The 24900-nt window shown below is 71.1% G+C and carries 27 protein-coding genes; 11 read left to right on the forward strand and 16 right to left on the reverse strand.

Annotated features, from left to right (window positions below; all coding sequences use genetic code 11):
• Window positions 1–8: 8 nt before the first annotated feature.
• Window positions 9–1679, reverse strand: a complete 1671-nt coding sequence (locus tag G407_RS31220; protein ID WP_169728790.1) for a retron Ec67 family RNA-directed DNA polymerase/endonuclease — start codon at window positions 1677–1679, stop codon at window positions 9–11.
• Window positions 1680–1892: 213 nt separating this feature from the next.
• Here G407_RS31220 and G407_RS0114305 point away from each other — a divergent pair, with 213 nt between their 5' ends.
• The 3 genes from G407_RS0114305 (at window position 1893) to pncA (ending at window position 4524) form a co-directional block, all read left to right on the forward strand.
• Window positions 1893–2615, forward strand: a complete 723-nt coding sequence (locus G407_RS0114305) for a 3-keto-5-aminohexanoate cleavage protein (RefSeq protein WP_029031348.1) — start codon at window positions 1893–1895, stop codon at window positions 2613–2615.
• An 85-nt stretch (window positions 2616–2700) separates the two neighbouring features.
• On the forward strand, window positions 2701–3774 hold the full coding sequence (locus G407_RS0114310) for a BMP family ABC transporter substrate-binding protein (protein WP_029031349.1): 1074 nt from the start codon (window positions 2701–2703) through the stop codon (window positions 3772–3774).
• A 99-nt stretch (window positions 3775–3873) separates the two neighbouring features.
• The gene (gene pncA, locus G407_RS0114315; RefSeq protein ID WP_029031350.1) at window positions 3874–4524 is read left to right on the forward strand and encodes a bifunctional nicotinamidase/pyrazinamidase; all 651 of its coding nucleotides are present in this window, start codon (window positions 3874–3876) and stop codon (window positions 4522–4524) included.
• Between the two features lie 52 nt (window positions 4525–4576).
• Here pncA and G407_RS0114320 read toward each other — a convergent pair whose 3' ends face one another.
• The gene (locus G407_RS0114320; RefSeq protein ID WP_052341389.1) at window positions 4577–5032 is read right to left on the reverse strand and encodes a PaaI family thioesterase; all 456 of its coding nucleotides are present in this window, start codon (window positions 5030–5032) and stop codon (window positions 4577–4579) included.
• Window positions 5033–5146: 114 nt separating this feature from the next.
• Between G407_RS0114320 and G407_RS0114325 the strand changes: the two genes are divergently transcribed.
• Together G407_RS0114325 and G407_RS0114330 are read left to right on the forward strand one after the other, a co-directional pair.
• Window positions 5147–5959, forward strand: a complete 813-nt coding sequence (locus G407_RS0114325; RefSeq protein ID WP_029031352.1) for an enoyl-CoA hydratase — start codon at window positions 5147–5149, stop codon at window positions 5957–5959.
• A complete protein-coding gene (locus tag G407_RS0114330; protein WP_029031353.1) occupies window positions 5956–6516 on the forward strand; it encodes a CoA-binding protein in 561 nt (186 codons plus the stop codon). Before G407_RS0114325 ends, G407_RS0114330 begins: the two co-directional genes overlap by 4 nt.
• A gap of 7 nt (window positions 6517–6523) precedes the next feature.
• On the opposite strand, the gene G407_RS0114335 is transcribed toward G407_RS0114330, so the two are convergent.
• The 8 genes from G407_RS0114335 to G407_RS0114370 form a co-directional block, all read right to left on the reverse strand.
• Window positions 6524–7483 (reverse strand): HpcH/HpaI aldolase/citrate lyase family protein, encoded by a 960-nt coding sequence (locus G407_RS0114335; protein WP_210163117.1) that lies wholly within the window; start codon window positions 7481–7483, stop codon window positions 6524–6526.
• A complete protein-coding gene (locus G407_RS0114340; protein WP_029031355.1) occupies window positions 7480–8559 on the reverse strand; it encodes a cysteine protease StiP domain-containing protein in 1080 nt (359 codons plus the stop codon). Before G407_RS0114340 ends, G407_RS0114335 begins: the two co-directional genes overlap by 4 nt.
• Window positions 8559–9332, reverse strand: a complete 774-nt coding sequence (locus G407_RS0114345; RefSeq protein ID WP_029031356.1) for an HAD family hydrolase — start codon at window positions 9330–9332, stop codon at window positions 8559–8561. Before G407_RS0114345 ends, G407_RS0114340 begins: the two co-directional genes overlap by 1 nt.
• Complete coding sequence (locus G407_RS0114350) at window positions 9329–10441, reverse strand: phosphoribosyltransferase domain-containing protein (RefSeq protein WP_029031357.1); 1113 nt, start codon at window positions 10439–10441, stop codon at window positions 9329–9331. The genes G407_RS0114345 and G407_RS0114350 overlap by 4 nt, the downstream gene beginning before the upstream one ends.
• Before the next feature lie 7 nt (window positions 10442–10448).
• Window positions 10449–10988: a DUF1523 family protein gene (locus G407_RS0114355; protein WP_029031358.1), complete on the reverse strand. Its 540-nt coding sequence runs from the start codon at window positions 10986–10988 to the stop codon at window positions 10449–10451.
• Window positions 10985–11233, reverse strand: coding sequence for a hypothetical protein (locus G407_RS0114360; RefSeq protein ID WP_029031359.1), 249 nt, complete (start codon window positions 11231–11233; stop codon window positions 10985–10987). The genes G407_RS0114355 and G407_RS0114360 overlap by 4 nt, the downstream gene beginning before the upstream one ends.
• Before the next feature lie 330 nt (window positions 11234–11563).
• Complete coding sequence (locus tag G407_RS32740; RefSeq protein ID WP_029031360.1) at window positions 11564–12268, reverse strand: cold-shock protein; 705 nt, start codon at window positions 12266–12268, stop codon at window positions 11564–11566.
• Window positions 12269–12699: 431 nt separating this feature from the next.
• Window positions 12700–13062, reverse strand: a complete 363-nt coding sequence (locus G407_RS0114370; RefSeq protein ID WP_029031361.1) for a hypothetical protein — start codon at window positions 13060–13062, stop codon at window positions 12700–12702.
• Between the two features lie 175 nt (window positions 13063–13237).
• Here G407_RS0114370 and G407_RS0114375 point away from each other — a divergent pair, with 175 nt between their 5' ends.
• The gene (locus G407_RS0114375) at window positions 13238–13792 is read left to right on the forward strand and encodes a cupredoxin domain-containing protein (protein WP_029031362.1); all 555 of its coding nucleotides are present in this window, start codon (window positions 13238–13240) and stop codon (window positions 13790–13792) included.
• A gap of 18 nt (window positions 13793–13810) precedes the next feature.
• Here G407_RS0114375 and G407_RS0114380 read toward each other — a convergent pair whose 3' ends face one another.
• Window positions 13811–14245 carry a GlcG/HbpS family heme-binding protein gene (locus tag G407_RS0114380; protein WP_029031363.1) on the reverse strand — a complete coding sequence of 145 codons (435 nt, stop codon included), beginning with the start codon at window positions 14243–14245 and terminating at the stop codon, window positions 13811–13813.
• A gap of 231 nt (window positions 14246–14476) precedes the next feature.
• Between G407_RS0114380 and G407_RS0114385 the strand changes: the two genes are divergently transcribed.
• From G407_RS0114385 to G407_RS0114395, 4 genes are all read left to right on the forward strand, one after another.
• Window positions 14477–15598 (forward strand): baeRF3 domain-containing protein, encoded by a 1122-nt coding sequence (locus G407_RS0114385; protein ID WP_029031364.1) that lies wholly within the window; start codon window positions 14477–14479, stop codon window positions 15596–15598.
• A gap of 150 nt (window positions 15599–15748) precedes the next feature.
• On the forward strand, window positions 15749–16042 hold the full coding sequence (locus G407_RS30555) for a hypothetical protein (RefSeq protein ID WP_156917594.1): 294 nt from the start codon (window positions 15749–15751) through the stop codon (window positions 16040–16042).
• A 70-nt stretch (window positions 16043–16112) separates the two neighbouring features.
• Window positions 16113–16496, forward strand: coding sequence for a hypothetical protein (locus G407_RS0114390; protein ID WP_052341391.1), 384 nt, complete (start codon window positions 16113–16115; stop codon window positions 16494–16496).
• A 101-nt stretch (window positions 16497–16597) separates the two neighbouring features.
• The gene (locus tag G407_RS0114395) at window positions 16598–17392 is read left to right on the forward strand and encodes a thymidylate synthase (RefSeq protein WP_029031366.1); all 795 of its coding nucleotides are present in this window, start codon (window positions 16598–16600) and stop codon (window positions 17390–17392) included.
• A gap of 19 nt (window positions 17393–17411) precedes the next feature.
• On the opposite strand, the gene G407_RS0114400 is transcribed toward G407_RS0114395, so the two are convergent.
• Window positions 17412–17837: a SufE family protein gene (locus G407_RS0114400; RefSeq protein WP_029031367.1), complete on the reverse strand. Its 426-nt coding sequence runs from the start codon at window positions 17835–17837 to the stop codon at window positions 17412–17414.
• A 187-nt stretch (window positions 17838–18024) separates the two neighbouring features.
• On the opposite strand from G407_RS0114400, the gene parE reads away from it, so the two are divergent.
• On the forward strand, window positions 18025–20106 hold the full coding sequence (gene parE, locus G407_RS0114405; protein WP_029031368.1) for a DNA topoisomerase IV subunit B: 2082 nt from the start codon (window positions 18025–18027) through the stop codon (window positions 20104–20106).
• 312 nt (window positions 20107–20418) lie between these two features.
• Here the strand turns inward: parE and scpB are convergent, their stop codons facing one another.
• From scpB to G407_RS0114425, 4 genes are all read right to left on the reverse strand, one after another.
• Window positions 20419–21168, reverse strand: coding sequence for an SMC-Scp complex subunit ScpB (gene scpB / locus G407_RS0114410; RefSeq protein ID WP_043539846.1), 750 nt, complete (start codon window positions 21166–21168; stop codon window positions 20419–20421).
• A complete protein-coding gene (locus G407_RS0114415; protein WP_029031370.1) occupies window positions 21165–21995 on the reverse strand; it encodes a segregation and condensation protein A in 831 nt (276 codons plus the stop codon). Before G407_RS0114415 ends, scpB begins: the two co-directional genes overlap by 4 nt.
• A gap of 38 nt (window positions 21996–22033) precedes the next feature.
• Window positions 22034–23065 (reverse strand): beta-N-acetylhexosaminidase, encoded by a 1032-nt coding sequence (gene nagZ, locus G407_RS0114420; protein WP_052341392.1) that lies wholly within the window; start codon window positions 23063–23065, stop codon window positions 22034–22036.
• Window positions 23066–23245: 180 nt separating this feature from the next.
• Complete coding sequence (locus tag G407_RS0114425) at window positions 23246–24886, reverse strand: SPOR domain-containing protein (RefSeq protein ID WP_029031372.1); 1641 nt, start codon at window positions 24884–24886, stop codon at window positions 23246–23248.
• Window positions 24887–24900 lie beyond the last annotated feature (14 nt).

The following is a 24900-nucleotide window of genomic DNA, read 5'->3' on the forward strand; positions in this document are numbered from 1 at the left end:
AAGCCGGATCAGTAATCTTTGAGTACTTCTTCAATCCTGTCCAGGAGAGGCACGAAACCACGAAAATTCAGCGTGTTTGCCTGCGGTCTTACCACATTTTGGGCGAAAGCCTCTTTCCCATAGTGTTTTGTCGGATCGAAATTTTTATCTCCTGGATGGAATATCTTGCCGTGCAGTGGTGTGTTGAGAACGGGCGGATCGAACAAGTGCTCAATCGCCCTCTCTTCGTTAAGGCGTCCTTCAGGAACTTTCACCACGTACATATTGTCTTTGATGCGGTAGAAGTGCTCTTTTGTGTTTATATCGACAGTTTTCCCAGTGGCCTCTTTGATTTTACCAAAAACTCCTTTCGCACCAGAGTCATTATCAACAACAATGATGAGCGGATGAAGCGGCCGTGACCGGGAAAATTTTAATACTTCTTTGTCATAATTATGAATTAGTTTACACAAATTTGCAGTACCTCCAAGACCGATTACTTCAGCTGCCAGAGAATTCAAGTTGACGAATTCGACTTTAAAGGTAGCATTTCTCGCCGACGAATCAACCATAGATGGGTACTGTAATGCCAAGCTCTTTAAGGCGGCACGCAAATAAGCATTATCCGTCTTGCCCTCACAAAGAATGACGGGTTTGAGCCGCCTAGCAAACAAGTGAGAGAGCCAAAATTTTCTTGCAATCTTGAAAATCTCCCCTACCCGCATGCTGTCGTTGAGAGGACCGGCATTGTGCATTTTCACCGCACAAGCATGAGAGATTTTTCCTTCGAGCTGTCGTGCGCGGCCAGGAATTGGAGTTCCACTACTATCAACATAGGTAAACGAGCCGGTTTTTGCGTATGAATCGACCTGCGCACGCAGAGTTCGCCTATACTCTTTTCTTATGTTTGGCTTCTCGTTGACTACCAGACCGGTAACGATCTGCCTGCTCATACTATACTGCATACGCGTTTTATTCGGGTTGATAGCAAAGCCAGAAGACGCGATGATGGACTGCAAGACAGCCGACGGATCGAAGTTTGCCCCAGTTGGAACTGCAATATCAGCCGGAAAGTCCCTCACACGAGCTGAGAAAGTAATATCGTCTGCATAGCGAGAGTACCTGCATCTATTCTGCCTTGCCAATCTATCAAGCCGTCGATCGAGCGCATCCGCCACCAAGTTGGAAATCACAGGGGAACATGGGGATCCCTGCGGAAGCTCATTATTGTGAATGGCAATCTGCGCAATTAAAGTGGCGATCTTCGGCTCCAGCTGAAATTTCTTGTTCTTAATAAAAAACCCCCTCACTCGTCCGAAATTGAACGAGGGGAAGAAATTCTCCAAATCTATGTTGAAGACGTATCGCTTGCGTTTATGAATGTTGGCATTTGTTAAAATCGAACGCTGTCGTTCGAAACCGTGGGAACGGCTTTTTTTATTTTCTGGAAGAGCATTGATTTCATCGCGACATTCTTGAAGAAGATCCGCTAACCGGCGTTGCAGCGATTTGAGACGAGGCTCTGGCGCGCTTATCAATCTCGTCCCGCCCGAACGCTTAGCTATCGAGAACGTCTTGTATTTGGTTGCAGGTGGAAGATTATATAGTATAAACGTTATGCTACTGGGACTAAACCCTAATAGGCTCGCCAGGTCGTAAACGGTTTTCGCGCTTCTTAGTGAAGTCAGTTTCGATGTCACGCCGCGCCCCCCCTGGGGGGTTGGCAGGTACTCTTATGCGATGTAGTCCGCATCTCAAATCGAGTAAGCCGAGATGCATAAAGAAGCCAAGGAAGCAGACGAACCCTGGCCATTTTTTCTCATGCCACGAAACGCGGCAACGAAACTACCTGCCAACCCTTGAACGGATGGATGGCAGAACTCCGAGCTGGATGCAACTGAAAAGGAACCGCCATGCTCCTCCAGGCCGCCCTCAACGGCGCCCGCACCCGCGCGGAGCACCCTGCCGTTCCGCTCACGCCGGACGAGCTCGCCGCCGATGCCGCCGCTGTCGTGGCGGCGGGGGTCGGGGCGCTGCACGTGCATCCGCGCGACGCCTCCGGCGCGGAGACGCTCGAGGCGGACGCCGTCGCCACCGCGCTGGACGCGATCCGCGCCGCCTGCCCCGGCATCCCCGTCGGCGTGTCCACCGGCGCCTGGATCGCGCCCGGGGGCGCCGCGCGGCGCGAGGCGATGCGCGGCTGGCGGGTCGAGCCGGACTACGTCTCCATCAACCTCTGCGAGGACGATGCGCCCGAAGTCGTGGCACTTGCTCTCGAAATGGGCATCGGCGTCGAGGCCGGGCTGTGGTCGCGCGGCGACGTCGCCCGCTTCCTGCGCGAGCCGTGGGCGGATCGCGTGCTGCGCGTCCTCGTCGAGATCGTCGAGCAGGGCGAGAGCGAGGCGCTCGGCGCCTTCGAGGCCGTCGTGGCCGAGCTCGACGAGGGCGGCTGGGCGGGCCCCGTCCTGAGCCACGGGCTCGACACGGGGTTCTGGCCGGTGCTGCCGGCCGCGCTGCGCGCCGGGCATGATCTTCGCATCGGGCTCGAGGACGTGCTCGTCCTGCCGGACGGGTCGCCCGCGGCCGGGAACGCGGCGCTCGCCGCCGCGGCGGCGCGGGTCGCGGGCGGGCGCTGACGTCGGACGCGCCGACCCCGCGCGCGCCGTTGCACGGGTCGGGGATGAGTGTCACAGTCGTGGTTCTCCAGAACAAGAGGTCGTCATGAAGACAGGGACTTCGCTGATCGCCGCCGTCGCGGCGCTCGCCATCGGTGCGACGGCTGCCGTCGCGCAGCAGGACACCGCCAAGGTTGGCTTCATCTACGTCGGCCCGGTGGGCGACCACGGCTGGTCCTACCAGCACGACCAGGGCCGCCAGGCCGTCGAGGCCGCCTTCGGCGACAAGGTCGAGACGACCTTCGTCGAGAGCGTGCCGGAGTCCGACGCCGAGCGCGCCATCGAGCAGCTCGCCCGCACGGGCCACGACATCGTCTTCACGACCTCGTTCGGCTTCATGGAGCCGACGCTCGCGGTCGCGCAGCGCTATCCCGACGTGAAGTTCGAGCACGCGACCGGCTACAAGCGCGCGGACAACCTCGCCACCTATGCGGCGAAGTTCCACGAGGGCCGCTACATCATCGGCCAGATCGCCGCGCGCATGTCCGAGAGCGGCGTCATCGGCTACGTCGGCGCCTTCCCGATCCCGGAGGTCATCGCCGGCATCAACGCCTTCATGCTCGGCGCGCAGTCGATCGACCCCGACATCGAGCTGCGCGTCGTGTGGGTGAACTCCTGGTACGACCCCGCCCGCGAGGCGGACGCCGCGACGGCGCTGCTCGACCAGGGCGTCGACGTCATCACCCAGCACACCGACAGCCCGGCCCCGCTCCAGGCCGCCGCGGACCGCGGCGCGCTCGGCTTCGGCCAGGCTTCCGACATGGAGCGGTTCGCGCCCGAGGCGCAGCTCACCGCCATCGTCGACAACTGGAACGACTACTACGTCGAGCGGGTCCAGGCCGTGCTCGACGGCACCTGGGAGTCGCAGGACGTCTGGGGCGGTATCGATTCCGGCATGGTGGAGATGGCCGAGTACAAGAACATGCCCGAGGAGGTCGCCGAGATGGCCCGCGCCACCGAGGCCGCCATCGCGTCCGGCGAGCTGCACCCCTTCACCTGCCCGGTCTTCGCGCAGGACGGGTCGGAAGTGCCCTGCGAAGGCGACGGCGCCCTCTCCGACGCGCAGATCCTCGGCATGAACTTCTATGTCCAGGGGATCGAGGCCCAGCTGCCGAACTGACGCGCCTCGCGCGTCCCTGCCTCGGCGCGCGCGGCGTTCGGACGCCGCGCGCGCTCCCGGGCACCGACTACGCCGACGAAAACGCCGAGGGAGCGCCAGATGGACCCGACGCTCGGCGAGGAGGACGTCCTCCTCGCGATCGACGTGCAATACGACTTCCTGCCCGGCGGGGCGCTGGCGGTGGCGGACGGCGACGGCGTGATCGCCCCGATCGACGCGCTCGCCCGGCGCTTCGCCAGCCATCGCGGCCACCTCGTCCTGACGCAGGACTGGCACCCGCCGCACCACGCCTCCTTCGCCTCGAGCCATCCGGGCAAGGCGGCGTTCGAGACGATCCAGATGCCCTACGGGCCGCAGGTCCTGTGGCCGGACCATTGCGTCCAGGGCTCCCGCGGCGCGGAGATCTCGCGTGGGCTCGACTGCGCGAGCGCCGCCGAGCTCGTCATCCGCAAGGGCTTCCACAAGGACGTGGACAGCTATTCCGCCTTCCGCGAGGCGGACCGGCACACCCACACGGGCCTCGCCGGCTACCTGCGTGAGCGCGGGCTGAAGCGCGTCTTCTGCGCCGGGCTGGCGACGGACTTCTGCGTCGCCTGGACCGCGCTCGACGCGCGGGCGGAAGGCTTCGAGACGGTCGTCGTGATCGACGCCTGCCGGGCGATCGACCAGGACGGGTCGCTCGCCAAGGCGCTCGCCGACCTCGAGCGCGCCGGCGTGGTGATCTGCGAGACCGGCGACCTCCTCGCCTGAGGGGCATCGCCCATCGCCTCGTCCCGGCGGCCGAGCGCCGACGGCGCCCGCCTCACCCCGGCAGCGCGTAGGTCCCCGTCGCGTGGCAGACCGGCTCGTCCGCGCCCTCGGAGCGGATCGTAACCTCGCCCACCGCGAGCCGGCGGCCGAGCTTGAGGAGGCGGGTGTCGGCGACGAGGGCGGCCTGGGGCGGCTTGCGCAGGAAGTTGAAGGAGAGGTTCGTCGTCACCGCGAGCGCGACCGGTCCGACGTTGGCGAGAACCGCGACGTAGAGCGCGAGATCGGCGAGCGTCATCATCGACGGGCCCGACAGCGTGCCGCCCGGGCGGACATGGCGCGGGTGGAAGTCGAGCCGCATCCGCGCCGTGAGCGGCCCCACCGCCTCCACGTGCCAGATCCGGCCGTCGAGATAGATCTCCGGGAACTCGCGCTCGAGGAAGGCCTCGACCTCGGGCGCGCTCATCACCGGCCGGGTCGCGCTCTCGCGCATTGCCGGACGCTCGCTCATCGGGCACTCTCCCCTCGCACGACACGGGTCTCGCGCCCGCTCGACGCATCCAAGCCCGCGCGCCCCGCGAGATCAAGCGCGCCCGCCTTCCCACCGTCCGCAGCGGAGGAGAGCATGAACGCCCATACCGGCCTCGACGCGCCCCCGCTCCGCCGCAGCGACGCCGACGGCGTGTGCACCCTCGTCCTCGACCGCCCGCGCGCCCGCAATGCGCTCTCGGACGCCACGATCGCGCTGCTCCACGAGACGCTCGGCGCGGTCGCCGCCGACCGCTCCGTGCGCTGCGTCGTGCTCGCGGCCGAGGGTCCGGCCTTCTGCGCGGGGCACGATCTCAAGGAGATGACCGCCCGGCGCGCCGACGCCGACCGCGGGCGGGCCTATTTCGAGGACCTGATGCGGCGCTGCTCGGCGATGATGCAGGCGATCGTGGCGCTGCCCCAGCCGGTGATCGCGGCGGTGGAGGGCGTCGCCACCGCCGCCGGCTGCCAGCTCGTCGCCACCTGCGATCTCGCGGTGGCCGGCGAGGGCGCGCGGTTCGCCACGCCCGGCGTCCATATCGGGCTGTTCTGCTCGACCCCGATGGTGGCGCTCTCGCGCAACCTCGCGCCCAAGCACGCGATGGAGATGCTCCTGCTGGCCGAGCCGGTCGACGCCCGCGAGGCCTACCGGCTCAGCCTCGTCAACCGCGTCGTCCCCGCCGGCGAGGCGCTCGCGACGGCCGACGCCCTCGCCCGCTCGATCGCCGGGCGCTCGACGCTCACCGTCGCCACCGGCAAGCGCGCGTTCTACCGTCAGGCGGAGATGGGCCTCTCCGAGGCCTACGACTACGCCGCGCGGGTGATGGCGCAGAACATGATGGCGCGCGATGCGGAAGAAGGTATCAACGCCTTCGTCGAGAAGCGCCCGCCCGCCTGGGAAGACCGATGAGCCACGAAGCCTCCGCCTCCGGAACAGCAGCCACCCCCCTCGCCTATCCCGATGCCCTGATCCGCGACGTCCTCACCACGACGAAATCGATCGCCCTCGTCGGCGCGTCCGGCAACCCGGCGCGGCCGAGCTTCATCGTGATGAAGTATCTGCTCGGCCGCGGCTTCGAGGTGATCCCGATCAACCCCGGCCAGGCCGGCAGCGAGATCCTCGGCCAGCGCGTCTACGCGAGCCTCGCGGATCTCGACCGCCCGGTGGACATGGTCGAGATCTTCCGGAACTCGGCGGCCGCCGGCCCCATCGTCGACGAGGCGCTGGCGCTCGAGCCGAAGCCGCGTACGATCTGGATGCAGCTCTCCGTCCGCAACGACGAGGCCGCGGCCCGCGCGGAGGCGGCCGGCGTGCGGGTCGTGATGGACCGCTGCCCGAAGATCGAGTTCGGCCGTCTCTCCGGCGAGATCTCCTGGCAGGGGGTGAACTCCCGCGTCCTCTCCGCCAGGAAGCCCACCCGCGCCACGGGCGGCGTCCAGAAGCTGACGCTCGGCCCCAAGCGCTGAGGCGGCCTCACCCCGTCGCATCCGCCGCCCAGGCCTCCTCGGCGACGCCGTAGAGGGCGGCGCGGGCGACGACGCGGCGGGCCCAGGCGCGATGAACGGTCGGCTCGCACATGGCGCCCGCGTGCTGGAAGACGGCGCGCGCATCCTCCTGCAGGATCGCCCGCGCGCTCGCCAGATCGTCGGCGCGCACGGCGTAGGCGGCGTGGATGATCGCCACCTGCATCGGGTGGATGGCGGTCTTGCCGGACAGGCCGAAGGCGACGTCGCGGGCCGCCTCGCGGGCGAGCGTCGCGGGGTCGCGCACGATGTCGAACACCGGCGCGGTGAGCGCGAAGCCGGCCGGGATCATCAGTCCCGCGAGCTGGGCGACGAGCGGGCCGAGCGGCCCCTCGTAGAGCGTCTCGCCGGGCATGCGCCGCAGGCCGAGGCAGGCGAGGAGGTCGTTGCCGCCGATGCGCAGCGCCAGCACGCGCCCGCGCGCCTCCGCCACGAGCTCGTCGCGCAGGTCGCGCATGGCGGATGGATCGAACACCTCCGGCGTTTCCAGCGTCGGCATCAGGAGGAGATCGCGCCCGCCGAGCGCGGCGACCCAGGCGGCCACCTCGCCGGGGCGCACCTTGGGCGCCACCAGCCCCGCGAGCCGCTCGGCGCCCCGGAGCGCGGCGATCTCGCGCGCCATGGCGAGCGAGCGCGGGCGCACGAACAGCAGCGGCGCGTCCGGCGTCGGCGCGTCGATGCGCTCGAGCGCGGCGAGGAGCCCGCGCAGGTTCGCCAGCGCGTCGCCGATGTCGGTCTCGGCGACGGCGTCCTCGAGGCAGAGCACGATCGAGCGCAGGCCCGACAGCTTCGCGCCCGTCGCCACGGCGCGGATGTCGGGCCGCGTCGCGGGGACGTAGAGCGTCGCGCCGAGCGCGAGCGGGTCGATGCCGCGGGCGGGAGAGACGACGTCATGCGCGGTCTTCGTCACGACACCCTCCGGATCAAGGTCAGCGCGCGGTAGGGGGCGATCGCCTCGCCCGCCTCCTCCAGCGGAACGTCGCGCTCGCGCGCGAGATGAACGAGCGCCGCGCAGTCGGGGTCCGCCGCGGACGCCACGAAAACCCGCTCGGGCACCCGGCGCAAGACCGCGCGCGTCGCCTCGGCGATGCCGGGCTTGATGCGGTTGTGGTTGTCCACCGCGAAGCGCTCCGCGACCCCGGCCACGACCGCGCGGGAGGCGTCCCGGCGCCGCGCCCGGTCGGGATCCTCGGGCTGCATCGGCCGGACGGCGGGATCGCGCAGGGCGGGCGCGACGCGCGCCCAGAGCGTCTCGACGTGATCGCGGGTGACGTCGTACGCGGCGAGGTGGTCCCAGACGCGGCAGCCGTGGAAGTCGCCCGGACGAACCGCCTCGTTGAGGATCGTGCGCGAGACGAGGCCCGAGACGGTGGCGCCGAGGATGCCGGACGGGATCAGCCAGTCCTCGCCCGAGGCCGAAAGCCAGGCGCGGCCGCAGGGGTCGGCGAGCGTCACCAGGCGGGGCGCCCAGTCGGTGCGTCCTTCGAGCGTGCGCGCGAGCTCGCCGGCGATCGCGCCCTTGCCGGTCCAGCCGTCGACGAAGACGGCGCCCCCGGTCGGGCGCCGCGCGGCGACATGGGCGAGCGCGACGGCGTCGATGCCCCGGTCCCGGATGATCGAGACGCCGGCATGATCCACGTCGCGCCCGAGCGCCGCGAGCGCGCGCTTGAGCAGCACGCCCAGCGGCGCGCCGGCGCGCACGAGGCTCAGCAGCGTGATCGGCCCGTCGATCGCCGCGGCGAGCCCCTTCGCCAGCCCCGCGATCTCCCGGGCCGCCCGCGGGGCGTGGCGGGCGAGCGCGTCCGCGTAGAGCGCGCGATAGGCGGCCGAGGGAGGCTCCTCGCGGCCGATCATCTCGGAATAGTGGCGCGCGCCGGACTGGATCGCCCGCTCCTTCTCCTCGGCGGGCGTCTCGGCGAGGGCGAGCGGCGTGAGCAGGAAGGCGATGTCGCCCTCGGCGAAGGAGCCGGGAAAGCCGCCATCCATCACGACCCTCCCCCGTGCGGCGGGCTTCCCCCGTCGAGCGCCCGCGCGAGCTGGCTTCTCGCCGGCACGCCCCAGAAGTCGCAGGCCGCGAGGAAGGGGAGGTCTGTGAGACTGTCGCCGAAGCCGAGCGAGGGCCGGTCCGGCGCGTCGGCGCGCAGCCGCTCCAGGAGATGGGCCACCGCGCGGCGCTTCGAGAGCGCCGGCGGCAGCAGGCCGAGATTGTTGCCGTTGTGATGCACCGTCCAGCCGGCGAGGTCGAACGTGGTGGCGAGCGCGTCCGCGATCTCGGGGAGGCGCGTGCCGTCCCCGTCGTTCTGCTTGAACACGGCGTAGGTCGAGACCGTCTCCTCGGCGACGATCCAGGAGCGCGCGTCGATCCCGGCCGTCTCCGCCGCCGCCCGGCCCTGGGCGAGGAGCGCCGCCAGCGTCTCCTCGTGGGCGCCGAGATCCCGCGCCATCACCTCCGCCCAGCCCGTATCGGGCACGCCCGCGGCGTCGAGGATCACCGCGCCGTTCGAGACGATGGCGAAGGAGGCGAACGGGATCGCCACGCGGGAATAGGCCTCGCGCGAGCGGGCGGTGACGGGGATGGTCTCGCCCGTGGCGATCAGCCAGTCCACGAACGCCTTCTGGCGGCGCGTCATCAGCGAGTGCGCACCGTTGGTCGCGCGCGCGGCGAGGGTGAGTGCGTCCTCGGGCGCGTCGGGCGGGCATTTGGCGCGCGTCTGGAACAGCGTGTCGTCGAGATCGACGAAGACGATGGGCCGGCTCATGGCTGGATCTCCGCGTCCTCCAGGACCTGCGCCCCGAGCGCCGCCACGAGCGCCGGGTCGAGCGCGGCGCTCCCGGTCTCGACGCAGACGAGGATGCGATCGTAGGGCTCGCGCGTGACGTTGTAGAGAAAGTTCGGGATGCCGAGGCCGTAATTGTCGCCGAAGGCGAGCGCCGTCCCGATGGCGTGGCCGACCGCGATGGGCGAGCGCGTGACGGCGGAGAAGCGCACGTCGGCGCCCATGGCCTCGAGCGCTTCGGCCAGCAGGAAGGGCGGGAAGACGTACTCGCCCGTCCCCAGCACGAGGATGCGCTCGCCCGGCCGCGGCGCGAGGCCGGCGACAGCCGGAGGGCGGTGCGTCCGCACGCCGAGCCGACCCCAGTCCCGCGCCGGATCGGGCGAATGGGCCCCGCGCGCGGTGACGTCGACCGCCGGCATCTCGGGGAGCGGCGCGCCGGGAACGGGCTGCCACACGTAGCTCCCCTCGAGCAACGTCGCATTCTCCGCAGCGAGCGCGCGCGCCGCCTCCCCGCCCGACCAGTCGGTGAGCGTCGCGAGCACGATGCGCTCCGGCGCGAGACCCGCCTCGCGCAAGGCGCGGGCGAGGTTGAGGAAGGTCCTGCCGGTCGAGGCCTCGTCGTCGACGAGGACGAGGCTCCTCGCCCCGCGCGCCAGCGCCGCGAGCGCGGGGTCGACGGGGGCGTGGACGAGGTGACGCGTCGCGTGGCTGTGCTCCTCCTCGAAGGTCAGCCACAGAGGCGAGCCGAGGGGATGGCGGGTGGTGGGCAGGTAGAGGACGTCGTCGCGCCCGGTGGCGGCGACATAGTCCTGCTGCACGCCGGCGCCGAGCGCGATCGCGGTCTCGGCCATGCCGACGACGAGCACCGGCCCCGGCAGGTCCGCCGGGATCGCCGCCGCCAGGTCGCGGGTCGCCGCGCGCATGATCGACGGCGCCACGGGGATGTGGCGCCCGAGCACCTTCGAGACGAAAAGGAAGGCGCGCTTGGGGTTGCGCCGCTCGGCGAAGCCGAACAGATCTCCCGGCGCGCGCAGGCTCCGCGCGACGGTGACGCCGATCGTCCCCGTCGCGAGCCGCGCCTCGAGCCTCATCGCGGCGTCAGAGGGACGCCGTGCGCCGACGGCGCCAGCGCGCCACCGACCACCAGATCCAGCCGATCACCGCCGCCAGGAGGACGAAGAAGACGATGTTGAACCACGGGATCGGCGTGTAGCCGGGCTCCACGCGCTCCACGGAGACGGCGTTGGGGAACCACGAGAGCATCGGCACACGCCAGCCGTAATGCGTGACGAGGGCGCGGTTGTCGGCCTCCCGGGCAATGGCGCCGGCGCGCTGGTGGACGTTGGCGGAATCGAACTTGAAGTACCAGGGGAAGCCCCAGCCGGTATCCTCGTTGTAGTAGACGCGCGCTGCGCCGCTCTCCGGGTCCTCCGCGAAGATCACGTAGACGTCGCGCGTGGCGCCCGGCAGCTCGTTGTTGGCGGCCTCGCCGTCGCGGTCGACGCGGCGGATGTCGGTCGAGGTGATGCGCACCACGTCGTAGCCGGGCAGGTTGTAGTGCAGGAAGGCGCCCAGTGGCAGGAGCACGATCAGGAGAAGCAGCACCTTCACCAGCGTGCCGCGAAACATGTCCTTCATCCGAAGACTCCGACCAAGATGAGAATGCCGACGAGCAGGAGGGGAACGCCCACCAGCTGGATCCAGAGGCGCCGCCCGGTCGAGCGTCGCCATTGGGCGATGTCGTGTTCCAAGGCCGCGCCGTCAAGCTCGTCGGCGAGCCTCGCGCGCCGGCGCCGACGAATTTCTCCGAGCGTCAGCACCGCCTCGCGGGTCAGCGTCAAGAGCGCCGCGAGCACGAGGAAGCCGGTGAGCCAGCGCGTCATGCGCACGCCCTCCACCTCGTGTGTGCGTCACAGCCTCTCGCCAAGAGCCGCCCCCGTTCCGCCGCGCGCCGCATTTTCGCACGACGCACCCCCGCGGCGCCACCCCGCCCCCTCCCCGCGGGGGAGGACGCAGACCGTAGAACGGGGCCTGCGGCGATACGGCTCGCCGCGATCTCGGACGGCCCCACGGTCCGCGCCGCGCGCGGACGCCCCCACCGGGGAGGATCCGTGCCGGGCAGGGATCCGTGCCGGCAGGATCCGTGCCGGAGAACGCGAAAGGGCGGGCCCCTCGCGGGACCCGCCCCTCCTGATCACGTCATCGACCGTCGCTCAGGCGTCGCCGAGCTCGATCGTGGCGGCCTCGCGGCCCTTCATGCCGTCGACGACGCCCATGCGAACGGGCTGTCCTTCGATCAGGTCGGGCAGGTTCGCGCGCATCAGCACCGAGCGGTGGATGAAGACGTCCTTGCCGCCGTCCTCCGCCACGATGAAGCCGAAGCCCTTCGTGGGGTTGTACCACTTGACGGTGCCCATGAGCTCCGTCGTCGGCCCGGTGTGGCGCGGACCACCACCACCACCACCGCCGGCACCGAAGCCGGGACGCGGCGGACGACGCGCGGCGCCGGGGCCGGCACCGAAGCCGCCGGGCGCACGCGGCGCGGGCGCCTCGGCCGTGGAGGTGTCGACCGAGATCACCTCCGTGACCTGCGGCCCCTTCTGGCCCTGTGCGGTGCGGACCTCGAGCCGGGTGCCCGGCTGCAGGTCGCTGTGGCCGGCGGCCTCGACCGCGCGGATATGCAGGAAGGCGTCGCCGGTGCCGTCCGCGACCTCGACGAAGCCGAAGCCCTTCTCGGGGTTGAACCACTTGACGACGGCGTCGACGAGCGGTCCGCCGACGGGGCGCGGCGCGCTGGGGGCGCCGCCACCGAAGGAGCCGCGTTCCGCGCGCGGCTCGAAGAAGTCAGCGCGACGCTGACCGAAATCATCATCGAACCCACGACGGCCCGAATCGCGGAACTCTCGACCTCGACCCATGTATTCTCTCGCTCTCGCGCTCTTGCAGCTGACGTTGAACGCCCACACGTGTGTTTCGGGACTGGAGCTGATCGCGACGAGGCGCAATGATCCGGTCCGAAAACAAGCACCCCTCAGACCGGTCTCTTGGCTCTTCTGGCGTATCGCATAGAATTGCTTTTAAAGCGGTCGACGAGGCGGTTTACTTCCGCCCTCGCACGCGAGAGTGCCCAAAAACCTGGGCCTTGTAAAGACACCGGCTCGCAAAAAGGCGCGCGCGCGCCGCGATTCCGAACGCGGCGGGCACGTCTTCACGGAGTGTCTAACAAATGACGCGCCGCGCGTCTCGACCCGAGGTGCCGTAAGTACGGGATTTCCACCCCAATCCACAGTGCGCATGTGCGCGAATGCCCCACGCGGATGCTTCCGCGGTCGGCCCGCCGGGCGAGGCGTCAGCGTTCCGGCGGCACGTCCGGCTTGCCGCCCGTGGCGGAGCCGCCTCGCGGGCGCATCCGCGTCTCTCCGACCTCGCCGCGCCGGCGCGCCTCGGCCGGTGTCGGGCGGTCGCCGAGAGCGGGCGTCTCCAGAACGCCCTCCCCGCTCCCGGCGGCGTCCCCGATCGCGCCGGTGAAGAGCGGCATCGCGTCGAGGACGGCGTCGCCCCGCGGCAGGTCGCCGGTCGCGGGCGCCTCGACCTGCGCGGATCGCCCCTCCGCGAGGGGCGGATCGTCGGCGGCGGCGGGCGCGGCCAGTGCCGCGAGGGCGAGCCCGGCGGCGGCGAACGTCGGGATGCGGGGCGCGTCTCGCAGGGTCACGGCTCTCCTCCCTCGCGGGCTCCTCGACGACCGGCGCGCCCGCGCTCGTTGGCGAACGGCGCGGGCGCCGTCCCGTTCCGCCCCTCCTCCGCACCGCCCTCCGGAACGCCGCGCGGCGAGCCCGCGTTCGCTCCGTGTTCGATGTTCGATACGGACGTATTTCGGGAGATTCTTCATGACATCGCCCTTGCCGGCTCGTGGCGAGAGCACCGCCGCCACCGGGGCCGCCCGGGCCCGGGCCATCGACACCCGCGAGGCGAACTGCGCGCGGGTGCGCGACGCCGTCCTCGCCGCCTTCGGGCTCGCCTGCTTCGCCGTGGTCGCGCCCGCCCAGGCGCAGGTCCAGCCCGGCGCGCCGACGGCCGACGTGCCGATCGCCGATCCGGCCCGGCCGGTCGCCGTCGAGATCGCCATGAGCGTGGAAGACGGCCGGATCGTCTGCCGCCCGGACCGCGCCCCGCTCCCCGCAGGGGAGCAGCTGACGCTCCAGATCGTCAACGGGACAGAGACGGTCGGCGCCTTCGCCGCGCCGACGCTCATCGACGAGGCGACGGTCGCGAGCGCCGTCGACACCGCGTACGACGACGCGCAGGGCGCCTGGATCGTCGCGCCCGGCACGATCGGCCAGATCGTGTTCCAGACGGACGAGGCGGGCGAGCACGCCTTCGCCTGCGCCGACCCGGACGGGACGGACCCCGCACGCGGCGTCTTCGTGGTGGAGGACCGATAGGTCGTCCGCCGCCGCGGCTCAGGCGCCGGTGACGCCCTCGAGCCCGGCGGCTGCGATGCCGGCGAGCGCCGCCGCCTCGTCGTTGTCGGACGTGTCGCCCGAGATGCCGACGGCGCCGGCGAGCGTCCCGTCGCTCGCCTTCACGAGCACGCCGCCCGGCACCGGCACGAACGGCCCGCCGACGACGGCGCCGAGGGCGCCGACGAAGTGCGGGCGCTCCAGCGCCATCGCGTTGATGGTGCGCGAGGGCACGCCGAGCGCCACCGCCGCGAAGGCCTTGCCCATGGCGATCTCGCCCCGCTTGAGGGACGTGCCGTCCTCCGCCTCGAAGGCCTTGAGCGCGCCGCGGGCGTCGTAGACGGCGATGGCGAGGGGCTTGAAGCCGCGCTCGCGGCCCGTGGCGAGCGCGGTCTCGACGATGGTGCGCGCCTGGGCGCGGGTGATGTCGGCCATGATGTCGTCCTCTTCGGGGTGATCGATCGACGGGTCGGCGCCAGCCATACGCCATCGCGCGGCGCCCGCGAAGGGCGCACGCCGGCAAAGGTGCCTTCGCCCCGCGGCGGTGTCCCGAAGACGCGGAACCGGGACGGCGCCGCACACGTCTCACACCGACACCCGAGGCCCGTCGCGCCGCCGCGCCCGGGCCTCGGAGAGGAAGCAGGCGCCGAAACAGGGAGACCGGACATGCTGCATCTCGACCCCGTCACCGAGGACGACCTGCGCCGGCTCGACGCGCAGCGCGGGACGCCCTGCGTGACCCTCACGATGCCGACCCAGCCCGCCACCATCCCGTCGCTGCGCGAGGACACGCTCGCCCTGCGCGATCTGCGCGAGGAGGCGGTGCGACGCCTCGAGGCCGCCGGCCTCGACAAGGCCGCGATCGCCGACATCGACGAGCGGCTCCGGGCGCTCGAGGAGGACGGCACGTTCTGGAAGTGGGTGGCGAACGGCCTCGTGGTCTTCGTCAAGCCGGGCATGCTGCGCACCGTACGCCTGCCCGAGACGCTCGCGCGCCGCATCGAGATCTCGGACCGCTTCCACATCAAGCCGCTCGCCCCGCTGCTGACCAATCGCCACGACGCCTACGTGCTCGAGCTCGAGCAGCGACGCGTGCGGCTCCTGCGCGTCGACGAGGGGCAGGTGACCGAGGTGGAGGACACCGGCCTGCCGAAGGACCTCGACGACTTCGTCGAGCACGAGCGCACGCCGGAGAACACGGTCACCTCCGGCATCCAGCAGTCGAGCGAGAAGAAGATCCGCCAGCGCCAGTTCGCGCACCATGTCGAGCAGGTGATGCGCCGCGTGCTCCAGGGCCGGCGCACGCCGCTCGTGCTGGCCGGCGTCGAGTCGATCCTCGGCTTCTACCGGGAGGTGAACACCTATCCGCACCTCGCCGAGGAGGCGATCGCGGGCAACCAGAGCCGCACCGGTGACGAGGAGATCGCCGAGCGCGCCCGCGCCATCGTCGACGCGCGCTTCGACCGGGCGCTGGCGGAGGCGCTCGCGCGGGTCGACGAGCTGCGCAACGTCGGCAAGGGCTCGAGCGACCTCTCGGAGATCGCCCGCGCCGCCGAGGAGGGCCGCGTCGACACCCTCGTCGTCTCGCTGGACGAGACGGTCTACGGCCGGCTCGAGGACGGCATCGGCTCCTTCGTGCCAGGCGAGGAGGCGAGCGTCGCCACCTACGACGTGCTCGACGAGATCGTCGGCCGCACCGTGCGCACCGGCGGGCGGGTGCTCGCCGCCCATGCCGACCGCCTGCCCGAAGGGCTGAAGGCGGCGGCGACGTTCCGGTATGCGGCGTGAGGGGGGTCTCGGGTGCAGGTCGGATGCGAATCCGACGTTGACGCCCGCCTCGCGACGATACTAACCTGCGGATGACGGCAACGGCATCTTGCATGTCCGTTGCCGCCACCGAGCTATCCGTCGCGAGGAATGCAGCGAATGGGATCGGCGTTGACGGACCGCGCAATCGAGCGCCTCACCATGCGCGTGTCGCGTGAACGGCTCACCCGCGGCCCGCAGATCGGCACCGCCCACGCGTTTCGCGCGACCGATCACGACGGCGACCCCATTCTCGACATCACGCTCGTGGCGGCCGGAGACGCCCTCGCGCTCGATGCGTGGGAGACCGCCGCGCTGACGCGCCACCTGCGGAATGCTCTCGCCGCCGCAGGCGAGGAGGCGTTCCCGGTTCTGCGGTTCGTCTCGGCGTCGGAGGCAGGAGGATTGCGACCTGCAGCCGCTTGAGCTGATCGCGCTAGCCGCATTCCTCGCGACCGGCGAGCCAGGATCGTCGCAAGCCGGCTTGAAACGTGCGATGAGCACCGCCTACTACGCCGTCTTCCACTGTCTGTGCCGAAGCGCGGCCGACCTGCTCGTCGGCGAGACGACGACGGGCCGAAGCGAACCGGCCTGGCAGCATGTCTACCGATCGCTCAATCACGGCTCTCTGAAGCGCGCCTGCCGATCATTGGAGATTCTCGCACTCCCGTCGAGCGACCTCGCGGAGTTCGCCAACCTCGTCGTGCGCCTGCAGACCAAGCGTCATGCGGCCGACTACGACCCGTGTTGCAGCTTTCGCTCCTCGGAGGTGCTCGCCGACGTCGCATCAGCAGAGATCGCGATCGTGCGCTTTCAGCGGGTCGGCGAACGCGACAAACGTGCGTTCCTCGCATTCGTCATGCTGGACCGGAGGAGCTGACGGGCGGAAGCGACTTATCGTCGTCCTGTGGAAATGCGAGGAGGTCGGGTGCGAGCGCAGGACACCCGCGCTATCATCGCGCCCCCACGGGAGCCCGCCCCATGCATCAGTACCACGACCTCCTCCGGCGCATCCTCGACGCCGGCGTCGAGAAGTCCGACCGCACGCGAACGGGGACGCGGTCCGTGTTCGGCCACCAGATGCGCTTCGACCTGGCCGAGGGCTTTCCGCTGGTCACGACGAAGAAGCTGCACATCCGCTCCATCGTACACGAGCTGCTCTGGTTCCTGGCCGGCGACACCAACGTGCGCACGCTCCAGGAGAACGGCGTCACCATCTGGGACGAGTGGGCGGACGCGGACGGCGAGCTCGGGCCGGTCTACGGCAAGCAGTGGCGCTCGTGGGAGAAGCCCGACGGCGGCACGATCGACCAGATCGAGTGGGTCGTCGACGAGATCCGCCGCAATCCCGATTCGCGCCGCCTCGTCGTCTCCGCCTGGAACCCGGCGGATCTCGACCGCATGGCGCTCGCGCCCTGCCACTGCCTGTTCCAGTTCTACGTCGCGGAAAACCGGCTCTCCTGCCAGCTCTACCAGCGCTCGGCCGACGTGTTCCTGGGCGTGCCCTTCAACATCGCGAGCTACGCGCTCCTCACGCACATGATCGCGCGGGCGACCGGGCTCGGCGTCGGCGACTTCGTCCACACGCTGGGCGACGCGCACCTCTATTCGAACCACCTGGATCAGGCGCGCGAGCAGCTCCGCCGCGAGCCGCGCCCCCTCCCCCGCCTCGTGCTGAACCCAAACGTGACCGACCTCTTCGCCTTCCGCTTCGAGGACATCGCGATCGAGGGCTACGACCCGCACCCGGCCATCAGGGCGCCCATCGCCGTGTGACCGGCCGGCGAACGCGCGCTCACTCCGCCTTGGCGGCGATCGCGTCGCGGCGGATGCGCTCGACCATGGCGCGCACGCCGTTCGAGCGCTGGGGGGTGAGGTGCTCGCGCAGGCCGAGCCGATCGAAGATCTCCACGGCGTCCGTGCTCGAGATCTCGGAGGCCGGCCTGCCGGAATAGAGCGCGACCAGCAGCGCCACGAGGCCGCGCACGATGTGCGCGTCGGAATCCCCGCGGAAGACGAGCACGGGATCGCCCGCCTCGCCCTCGCGGCGGGTCTCGAGCCAGACCTGGCTCGCGCAGCCGTGCACCCGGTTCGCCTCCGTGTGCGCGTCCTCCGGCAGCTCGGGCATCAGGCGCCCGAGCTCGATCACGTAGCGGTAGCGTTCTTCCCAATCGTCGAGGAACTCGAGGTTCGCGACGATCTCGTCGAAATTCGGCAGCATGGACCCTACATCGGCCCGGTGCCGCCCCGAGGCAAGGGGCCCGCGGCGGCGCGGCCTGTGGAGAAGTGCGCACAGGCGCGCCCGCGGGCCGGTTCGGTTTTGCAGTTGGTCTTTTGTTCTCCTATAGAGGCAGGCGGCGCGCGTCCGCGCGCGAGGACCGATTCGGGCGACGGAGACGAGCGGCTTCATGGCGAACGGGGACGATCTCTTCGAGGGCGGGGCGGCGCGCAAGCTGGACGAGCGCGGGGGCGCGCCCGCGGCGAGGCGCGGCGCGCGCGCGGCCGGGAAGGCGGCGCCGGGTCACGCGCAGGGCTCCCCGGGCGAGGACGGCTACGACGCCTCCTCCATCGAGGTGCTGGAGGGGCTCGAGCCGGTTCGTCGGCGCCCGGGCATGTATATCGGCGGCACCGACGAGAAGGCGCTGCACCACCTCTTCGCCGAGGTGATCGACAACTCGATGGACGAGGCCGTGGCGGGCCACGCCAGCTTCATCGAGGTGGAGCTCGGGACGGACGGCTTCATCACCGTCACCGACAACGGCCGCGGCATCCCGATCGACCCGCATCCGAAGTTCCCGGGCAAGTCCGCGCTCGAGGTGATCCTCACCACGCTGCACGCCGGCGGCAAGTTCGATTCGAAGGTCTACGAGACGTCGGGGGGCCTGCACGGCGTGGGCGTCTCCGTCGTCAACGCGCTCTCCGAGCGGCTCGAGGTCGAGGTCGCCCGCGGGCAGACGCTCTACCGGCAGGTCTACTCGCGCGGCCACGCGCTCGGCCCGCTGGAGACGGTAGGACGCGTGCACAACCGCCGCGGCACGCGGGTGCGCTTCAAGCCGGACGCGCAGATCTTCGGGGAGCAGGCGAAGTTCTCGCCCTTGCGCCTGTTCAAGATGGCGCGCTCGAAGTCGTACCTCTTCGGCGGCGTCGAGATCCGCTGGCGCTGCGACCCGTCCCTCGTCGTCCCCGGCGAGGGCTACGAGGCGGAGGCGACCTTCAAGTTCCCCAACGGCCTGAGCGACTACCTGTCCGCCGAGATCGCCGGCAAGGACCTCGTCGCCGACCAGCTCTTCTCCGGCAAGATTCAGAAGCCGGGCGGCCACGGCTCCCTCGAATGGGCGATCGCCTGGCTCGCCAACGGCGAGGACGGGTTCTCCTCGTCCTACTGCAACACGATCCCGACGCCCGAGGGCGGCACCCACGAATCCGGCCTTCGTATCGCGCTGCTGCGCGGGCTGCGCGACCACGCCGAGCGGGTGAACCAGAACAAGCGCATGAGCGCGGTGACGGCGGACGACGTCATGGTCACCTGCGCCTCGATGCTCTCGGTCTTCATCCGCGAGCCGGAGTTCCAGGGTCAGACCAAGGACAAGCTCGCCACGCTCGAGGCCTCGCGCATCGTCGAGAGCGCCGTGCGCGACGCCTTCGATCATTGGCTGGCGTCCTCCCCGGCGCAGGCGGCGAAGCTGCTCGACTGGGTGATCGACCGCGCCGAGGAGCGGCTGCGGCGACGCCAGGAGAAGGAGGTCGCGCGCAAGTCCGCGACGCGCAAGCTCAGGCTTCCCGGCAAGCTCGCCGACTGCTCGAACGCCGGCGCGGCGGGCTCCGAGCTGTTCATCGTCGAGGGCGACTCGGCCGGCGGCTCCGCCAAGCAGGCGCGCGACCGGCAGACGCAGGCGGTGCTGCCGTTGCGCGGCAAGATCCTCAACGTCGCCTCGGCCGGGCGCGACAAGCTCGCGGCGAACCAGCAGCTCGCCGATCTCGTCCAGGCGCTGGGCTGCGGGACGGGGGCGCACTACCGCGACGACGACCTTCGCTACGAGAAGGTGATCATCATGACGGACGCCGACGTCGACGGCGCCCACATCGCCTCCCTTCTGATCACCTTCTTCTACCGCCAGATGCCGCGGCTGATCGACGGCGGGCACCTCTACCTGGCGGTCCCGCCGCTCTACAAGCTCACCCACGGCGCGAAGTCGGTCTATGCCGCCGACGAGGCGGAGCGCGAGCGGCTGACGAGGAGCGAGTTCAAGGCGAACGCGAAGGTCGAGGTCAGCCGCTTCAAGGGGCTGGGCGAGATGATGCCGGCGCAGCTCAAGGAGACGACGATGCACCGGGCCAAGCGCAAGCTCCTGCGCGTCGCCATCGTCGCCGACGACCGCGAGGCGACGTCGGACGCCATCGAGCGGCTGATGGGCAACAAGCCCGAGGCCCGCTTCGCCTTCATCTCCGAGCGCGCCGCCTTCGCCGAGACGATCGACCTCGACATCTGACGGTGCGGGCGCTGCCCGGCTCTCTCGACTCCCTCGGAATGGCTGGTTCGGAGAGTCGACGCAGGCCTTTCTCCTTCCCTGCAGGGGAAGGTGGCGCGCCGCCGGAGGCGGCGTGACGGATGGGGCGCGGCGCGAGAGCGACGCGTTCCGCAAAGCGGAAAACCACCTTGCCCGCGGCCGCCGGCGCATTTCGGCTGCGCCGAACGCGCGTGCCGCGCGCCCCATCCGTCTCGGCGCTGCGCGCCGATCCATCCCCTACAGGGAAGGACAAGGTTCGACATCGTCGAGGACCACCTCCACGTCGCGCGCGTCCTACGCGTCGTCCCCGTTGTCGCCCTCGTCCTCGCCCGAGTCCTCGTCGTCGTCGCGCTCCACCTCCAGTGGCACGAACAGGTCGTCCGCCTCGAGCGGCTCCTCGTCCTCGCGCAGCGTGTCGTCGTCCGAGGGAAGCGGCACGGACAGTCCCGGCGGCAGGCGGCCGTCGAAGAAGCCCGAGCCCTTCAGCTCCTCGAGCCCCGGCAGGTCGCCGATGGCGTCGAGGCCGAAATGGTCGAGGAAGGCGCGGGTCGTGCCGTAGGTGACCGGGCGGCCCGGGGCGCGGCGGCGGCCGCGCAGGCGCACCCAGCCGGCCTCGATCAAGGTGTCGAGCGTGCCCTTCGAGGTGGACACGCCGCGGATCTCCTCGATCTCGGCGCGGGTCACCGGCTGGTGGTACGCGACGATGGCGAGCGTCTCCAGCGCCGCGCGCGAGAGCTTGCGCGGCTCGACCACGTCCTTGGCCATCAGCCAGGACAGATCCCCCGCGGTGCGGAAGGCGAAGCCGCCGGCGACCCGCACGAGGTTGACCCCGCGCCCCGCGTAGTAGGCCTCGAGATCCTCGATCAGCCGCGGCACCCGCGCCCCCGCCGGCAGCTTCTCCACGAGCTCCGCCTCGGAGAGCGGCACGGCGCTGGCGAAGAGCAGCGCCTCCGCCATGCGCAGGTGCTCGGCGTGCTGCCGGGCCTGCGCGATCTCGGTGGAGAGCCGCTCGGAGAGCGCCGCGAAGCGGCGATCGGCGTTCATGGCCGAGCCTCCGAGACCGGCTCCGAGGCCGGCTCCGCCCGCTTCTCGCCGGATGCCTTGAGCCAGATCGGCCCGAAGGCGCGCTCCTGGCGCAGCGCCACACGCCCCTCGCGGGCGAGCTCGAGGGAGGCGGAGAGCGCCGAGGCGCGCACCGTCGCGCGCTCCGCCGGCGTCGCCGCCCAGCGCAGCAGCCACTCGTCCAGCACGAGCCAGTCCACCGCGTGCCCGACGATCCGTTCCAGCGCCTCGCGCGCCTCCGCCAGCGACCAGACCACCCGCCGCCGCAAGGTGACGCGGGAGGCGACCTGCTTCTGGCGCTGCCCGGCATAGGCCTTGAGGAGATCGTAGAGGCTCGCCTCGTAGAGCGGGCGGGTGCGCACCATGATCGGCTCGGGCGCGCCGCGGGCGTGCACGTCGCGGCCGAGCCGCGTGCGCGCGTCGAGCGCCCGGCCGGCGGCGCGGATCAGCTCGAGCCGGCGCAGGCGCTCGGCGAGCGCGGTGGCGAGCTCCTCGGCGGAGGGCTCCTCGCCCTTCGGCGGCTCGGGCAGCAGCAGGCGCGACTTCAGGTAGGCGAGCCAGGCGGCCATCACGAGATAGTCCGCCGCGAGCTCGAGCCGCATCCGCCGCGCCTCCTCGACGAAGGCGATGTACTGCTCGGCGAGCGCCAGGATCGAGATCTCGCGCAGGTCCACCTTCTGCCGCCGGGCGAGGTCGAGCAGCAGGTCGAGCGGTCCCTCGTAGCCCCCCACGTCGACGACGAGCGCCGGCTCGCCGTCCTCGCGGACGGGCGCACGGTCCTCCTCGTCGAAGCCGATGGTGCGTGCGATTCCCAACCCGGATCCCTTCCTGCGCCAGCAGGAGAGAATCACCCGGTTCGGGTGTCGGTAGCAAGCACGGACGCGAGCGCGGCGGCGAGGCGGGCGCGGGCATCCACAGGATCGAGCGGATCGGCCCGGCGCGCGCGCATCGCGAGCGCGGCGTCCGCCCGCCGGGCGGCGTCGCCCGCGAGCGCCGGCGTGGCGGAGGCGACGGCGCGCATCTCGTCCATGGCGCCCGAGCAGTGCAGGACGACGTCGCAGCCCGCCTCCAGCGCCGCACGGGCGCGGGCGTCGAAGCCGCCGGCGAGCGCCTTCATGCCGAGGTCGTCGGTCATCAGCAGCCCGTCGAAGCCGATGTCGCGGCGGATCACCTCGGCGATCACCCGCCGGGAGGTCGTCGCGGGATCGTGCCCGTCGACGGCGGTGTAGACCACGTGGGCGGTCATGCCGAGCGGCATGTCCGCCAGCGCCACGAAAGGCGCGAGGTCGCTGGCCTCGAGCTCCTCGCGCGTCGTCTCGACCCGCGGCAGCGCGAGGTGGCTGTCGACGCCGGCGCGGCCGTGGCCGGGGATGTGCTTGATCACCGGCAGCACGCCCTCGTCGAGGAGCCCGTCCGCGGCGGCGCGGCCGTAGCGGGCGACCAGGGCGGGCGTGTCGGCATAGGCGCGATCGCCGATGATGCCGTGGGCGCCCGGCACCGGCACGTCGAGGCAGGGCACGCAGTCGACGTCGATCCCCACGTCGGCGAGCTCGGCGGCGATCAGCCGGGCTCCGAGGCGGCAGAGGTCGAGCCGCTCCTTGAGCGGGCGGTCGAGCCGGTGGTAGACGGCCGCGGGGGGATGCGCCGGCCAGTGCGGCGGCCCGAGCCGCTGCACGCGCCCGCCCTCCTGGTCGACGAGGACCGGCGCGTCGCGCCCGACCGTCTCGCGCAGCGCAGCGCAGACCGCACGCACCTGGTCGGGGCTCCCGACGTTGCGCTTGAACAGGATGAAGCCCCACGGGTCCGCATCCCGGAAGAAGGCGGCCTCCTCCGGCGCGAGAACGGTCCCGGCGAGGCCGAGGATCAGGGCGCTGGGCATGGGATCACCTCGGGCGCGACGGAGCGATGACGCCCTCCGACCACCTCCTCCCCGCAGGGGAGGACGACGGCCGAAGGCCGGAGAGTGGGGAGGGCGGCGACGCCGCTCGCTTCGCCATCGAACGGCCCCACCGCCCGCGCTGCGCGCGGACTCCTCCCCTCCGGGGAGGAAGCGGCCGCCTCACTGGTTGGCGGCGACGAAGCAGTCGCCCTGGGCGGCCTTGATCTGGTCGCAGGCCTGGGTGGCGCGCTCGCGCGAGTAGGGTCCGACGCGGACGCGGTAGATCGTGCTGCCGTTGACCACCGCCTGGCGGATGATCGGCTGGCCGTCGCCGATAATGCCGGAATATTGCCCCTGCAGCTGGGCGAAGGCCGCGCGGGCGCTCTCCTCCGAGCCGCGGATGGCGAGCTGGACCGCGAAGCCACCCGTCGGCGCCGCCGGCTGGGCGGCGGGCGCGGGCGTCTGCGGCACCGCCGAGAGCTGCAGCGGGCCGCTCGGCGCGGCGGGCCGGGCGGGCTGCGTCGCGACCGGAAGCGACTCGCGCGGCGGGGCCGGCGGCGGCAACGGGGGCGCGGCGATGATCGGCGCGGGCGCGTCCGCCGCCGGGAGATCCGCCGAGGGCAGGTCGTCCGCCGCGGGCGCGGGGAGATCGTCGGCGGCGGGCTGCCCGATCGGCTCGAGCGGGGCGAGAGCGGCGATGTCCTGCTGCGCGGGGACCTGGAGGGGCGCCTCGCCGGCCGGCGGTGTCGCCGGCTGGAGGCCGGTCGGGGCCACGATCGTGCCGTCCGGCCGCACCGTGACCGTGCGCACGCGCCGCGGCTCGCCGAGCGCCGCCACGGCGGGCGAGCTCACGAGCGGCGGCTGCAGGCCGGCGTCGAGGCCGGCGACGCCGTCCTGCCCGAGCGCCTGCGCGATCGGATCCTCCGCTGCCGGCACCTGGCCCGGCGCGGCGCCCGGCTGCGGCAGCACCACCCGCGGCGCCTCGCCCACCGCCTGGCCACCGAGACCGGCGATGTCGACCGGCTGCTCCTCGCGATCGACGACGCGGGCCTCGCCGCTGTCGGCGCCGAGCAGCGCCGTGTCCTGGTTGGGGATCTCGACGCCGCCGGGGTCCGCCGGCGCCACGCGGGCGGGCTCGCTCTCGGCGGCGATGAGCGGCGGATCGGAGGGCGCCTGGTCGACGGAGCCGGCGAACCACAGCGCGGTGCCGACGCCGATCGCGGCGACGACGATCAGCGCGCCGGCGGTCACCATGCTCTTGCGGCCGGCGCCGCGGCGGCGCGGCTCCTCCTCGTCGATCTCGTCGTCGTAGGCGCCGCCGGCCCAGTCGGCCGCGTCGTCGTGCGCGGCGCCGTGTGCGCCGTGCGGATCGTCCCAGGCGCCGGCGTCGTCGTAGGCCTCTTCGTAGGCCTCGTCGTATTCCGGGTCGTAGCCCTGGTCGTAGCCCTGGTGTTGCGCCCGATCGTCGTAGCGCGGGTCCCCGTGGCGTGGATCGGCGCGGCCGGGGTCGCGCGGGTCGTCGACGGAGAAGCCCTGCGCGGCGTAGGCCGCGCGCGGATCCTCGACGTCCGCCCGGCGCGCGGGCGGCTGCGGCGCGGAGGGCGCCTGCCGCGCGCCGGCGCGCGCCGCGTCCTGGTCGAGGAGCGCGCCGAACGGGTCGTCCTGGCCGACGATTCGGGCGAGCTCCGCCAGCGGGTCCGCCTTCGGCGCGGGCGCCTGCCCGTGCAGCGCGCCCGCCCGCGGGTCCCCGCCCGTCTGCCGCAGCTGGCGCTCGATCTCGTCGAGATCGATCGAGAGCCGCCGTTTCGCGTTGTCGCTCATCGCGCCGATATCCT

The organism is Salinarimonas rosea DSM 21201, assembly GCF_000429045.1.
Taxonomy (GTDB): domain Bacteria; phylum Pseudomonadota; class Alphaproteobacteria; order Rhizobiales; family Beijerinckiaceae; genus Salinarimonas; species Salinarimonas rosea.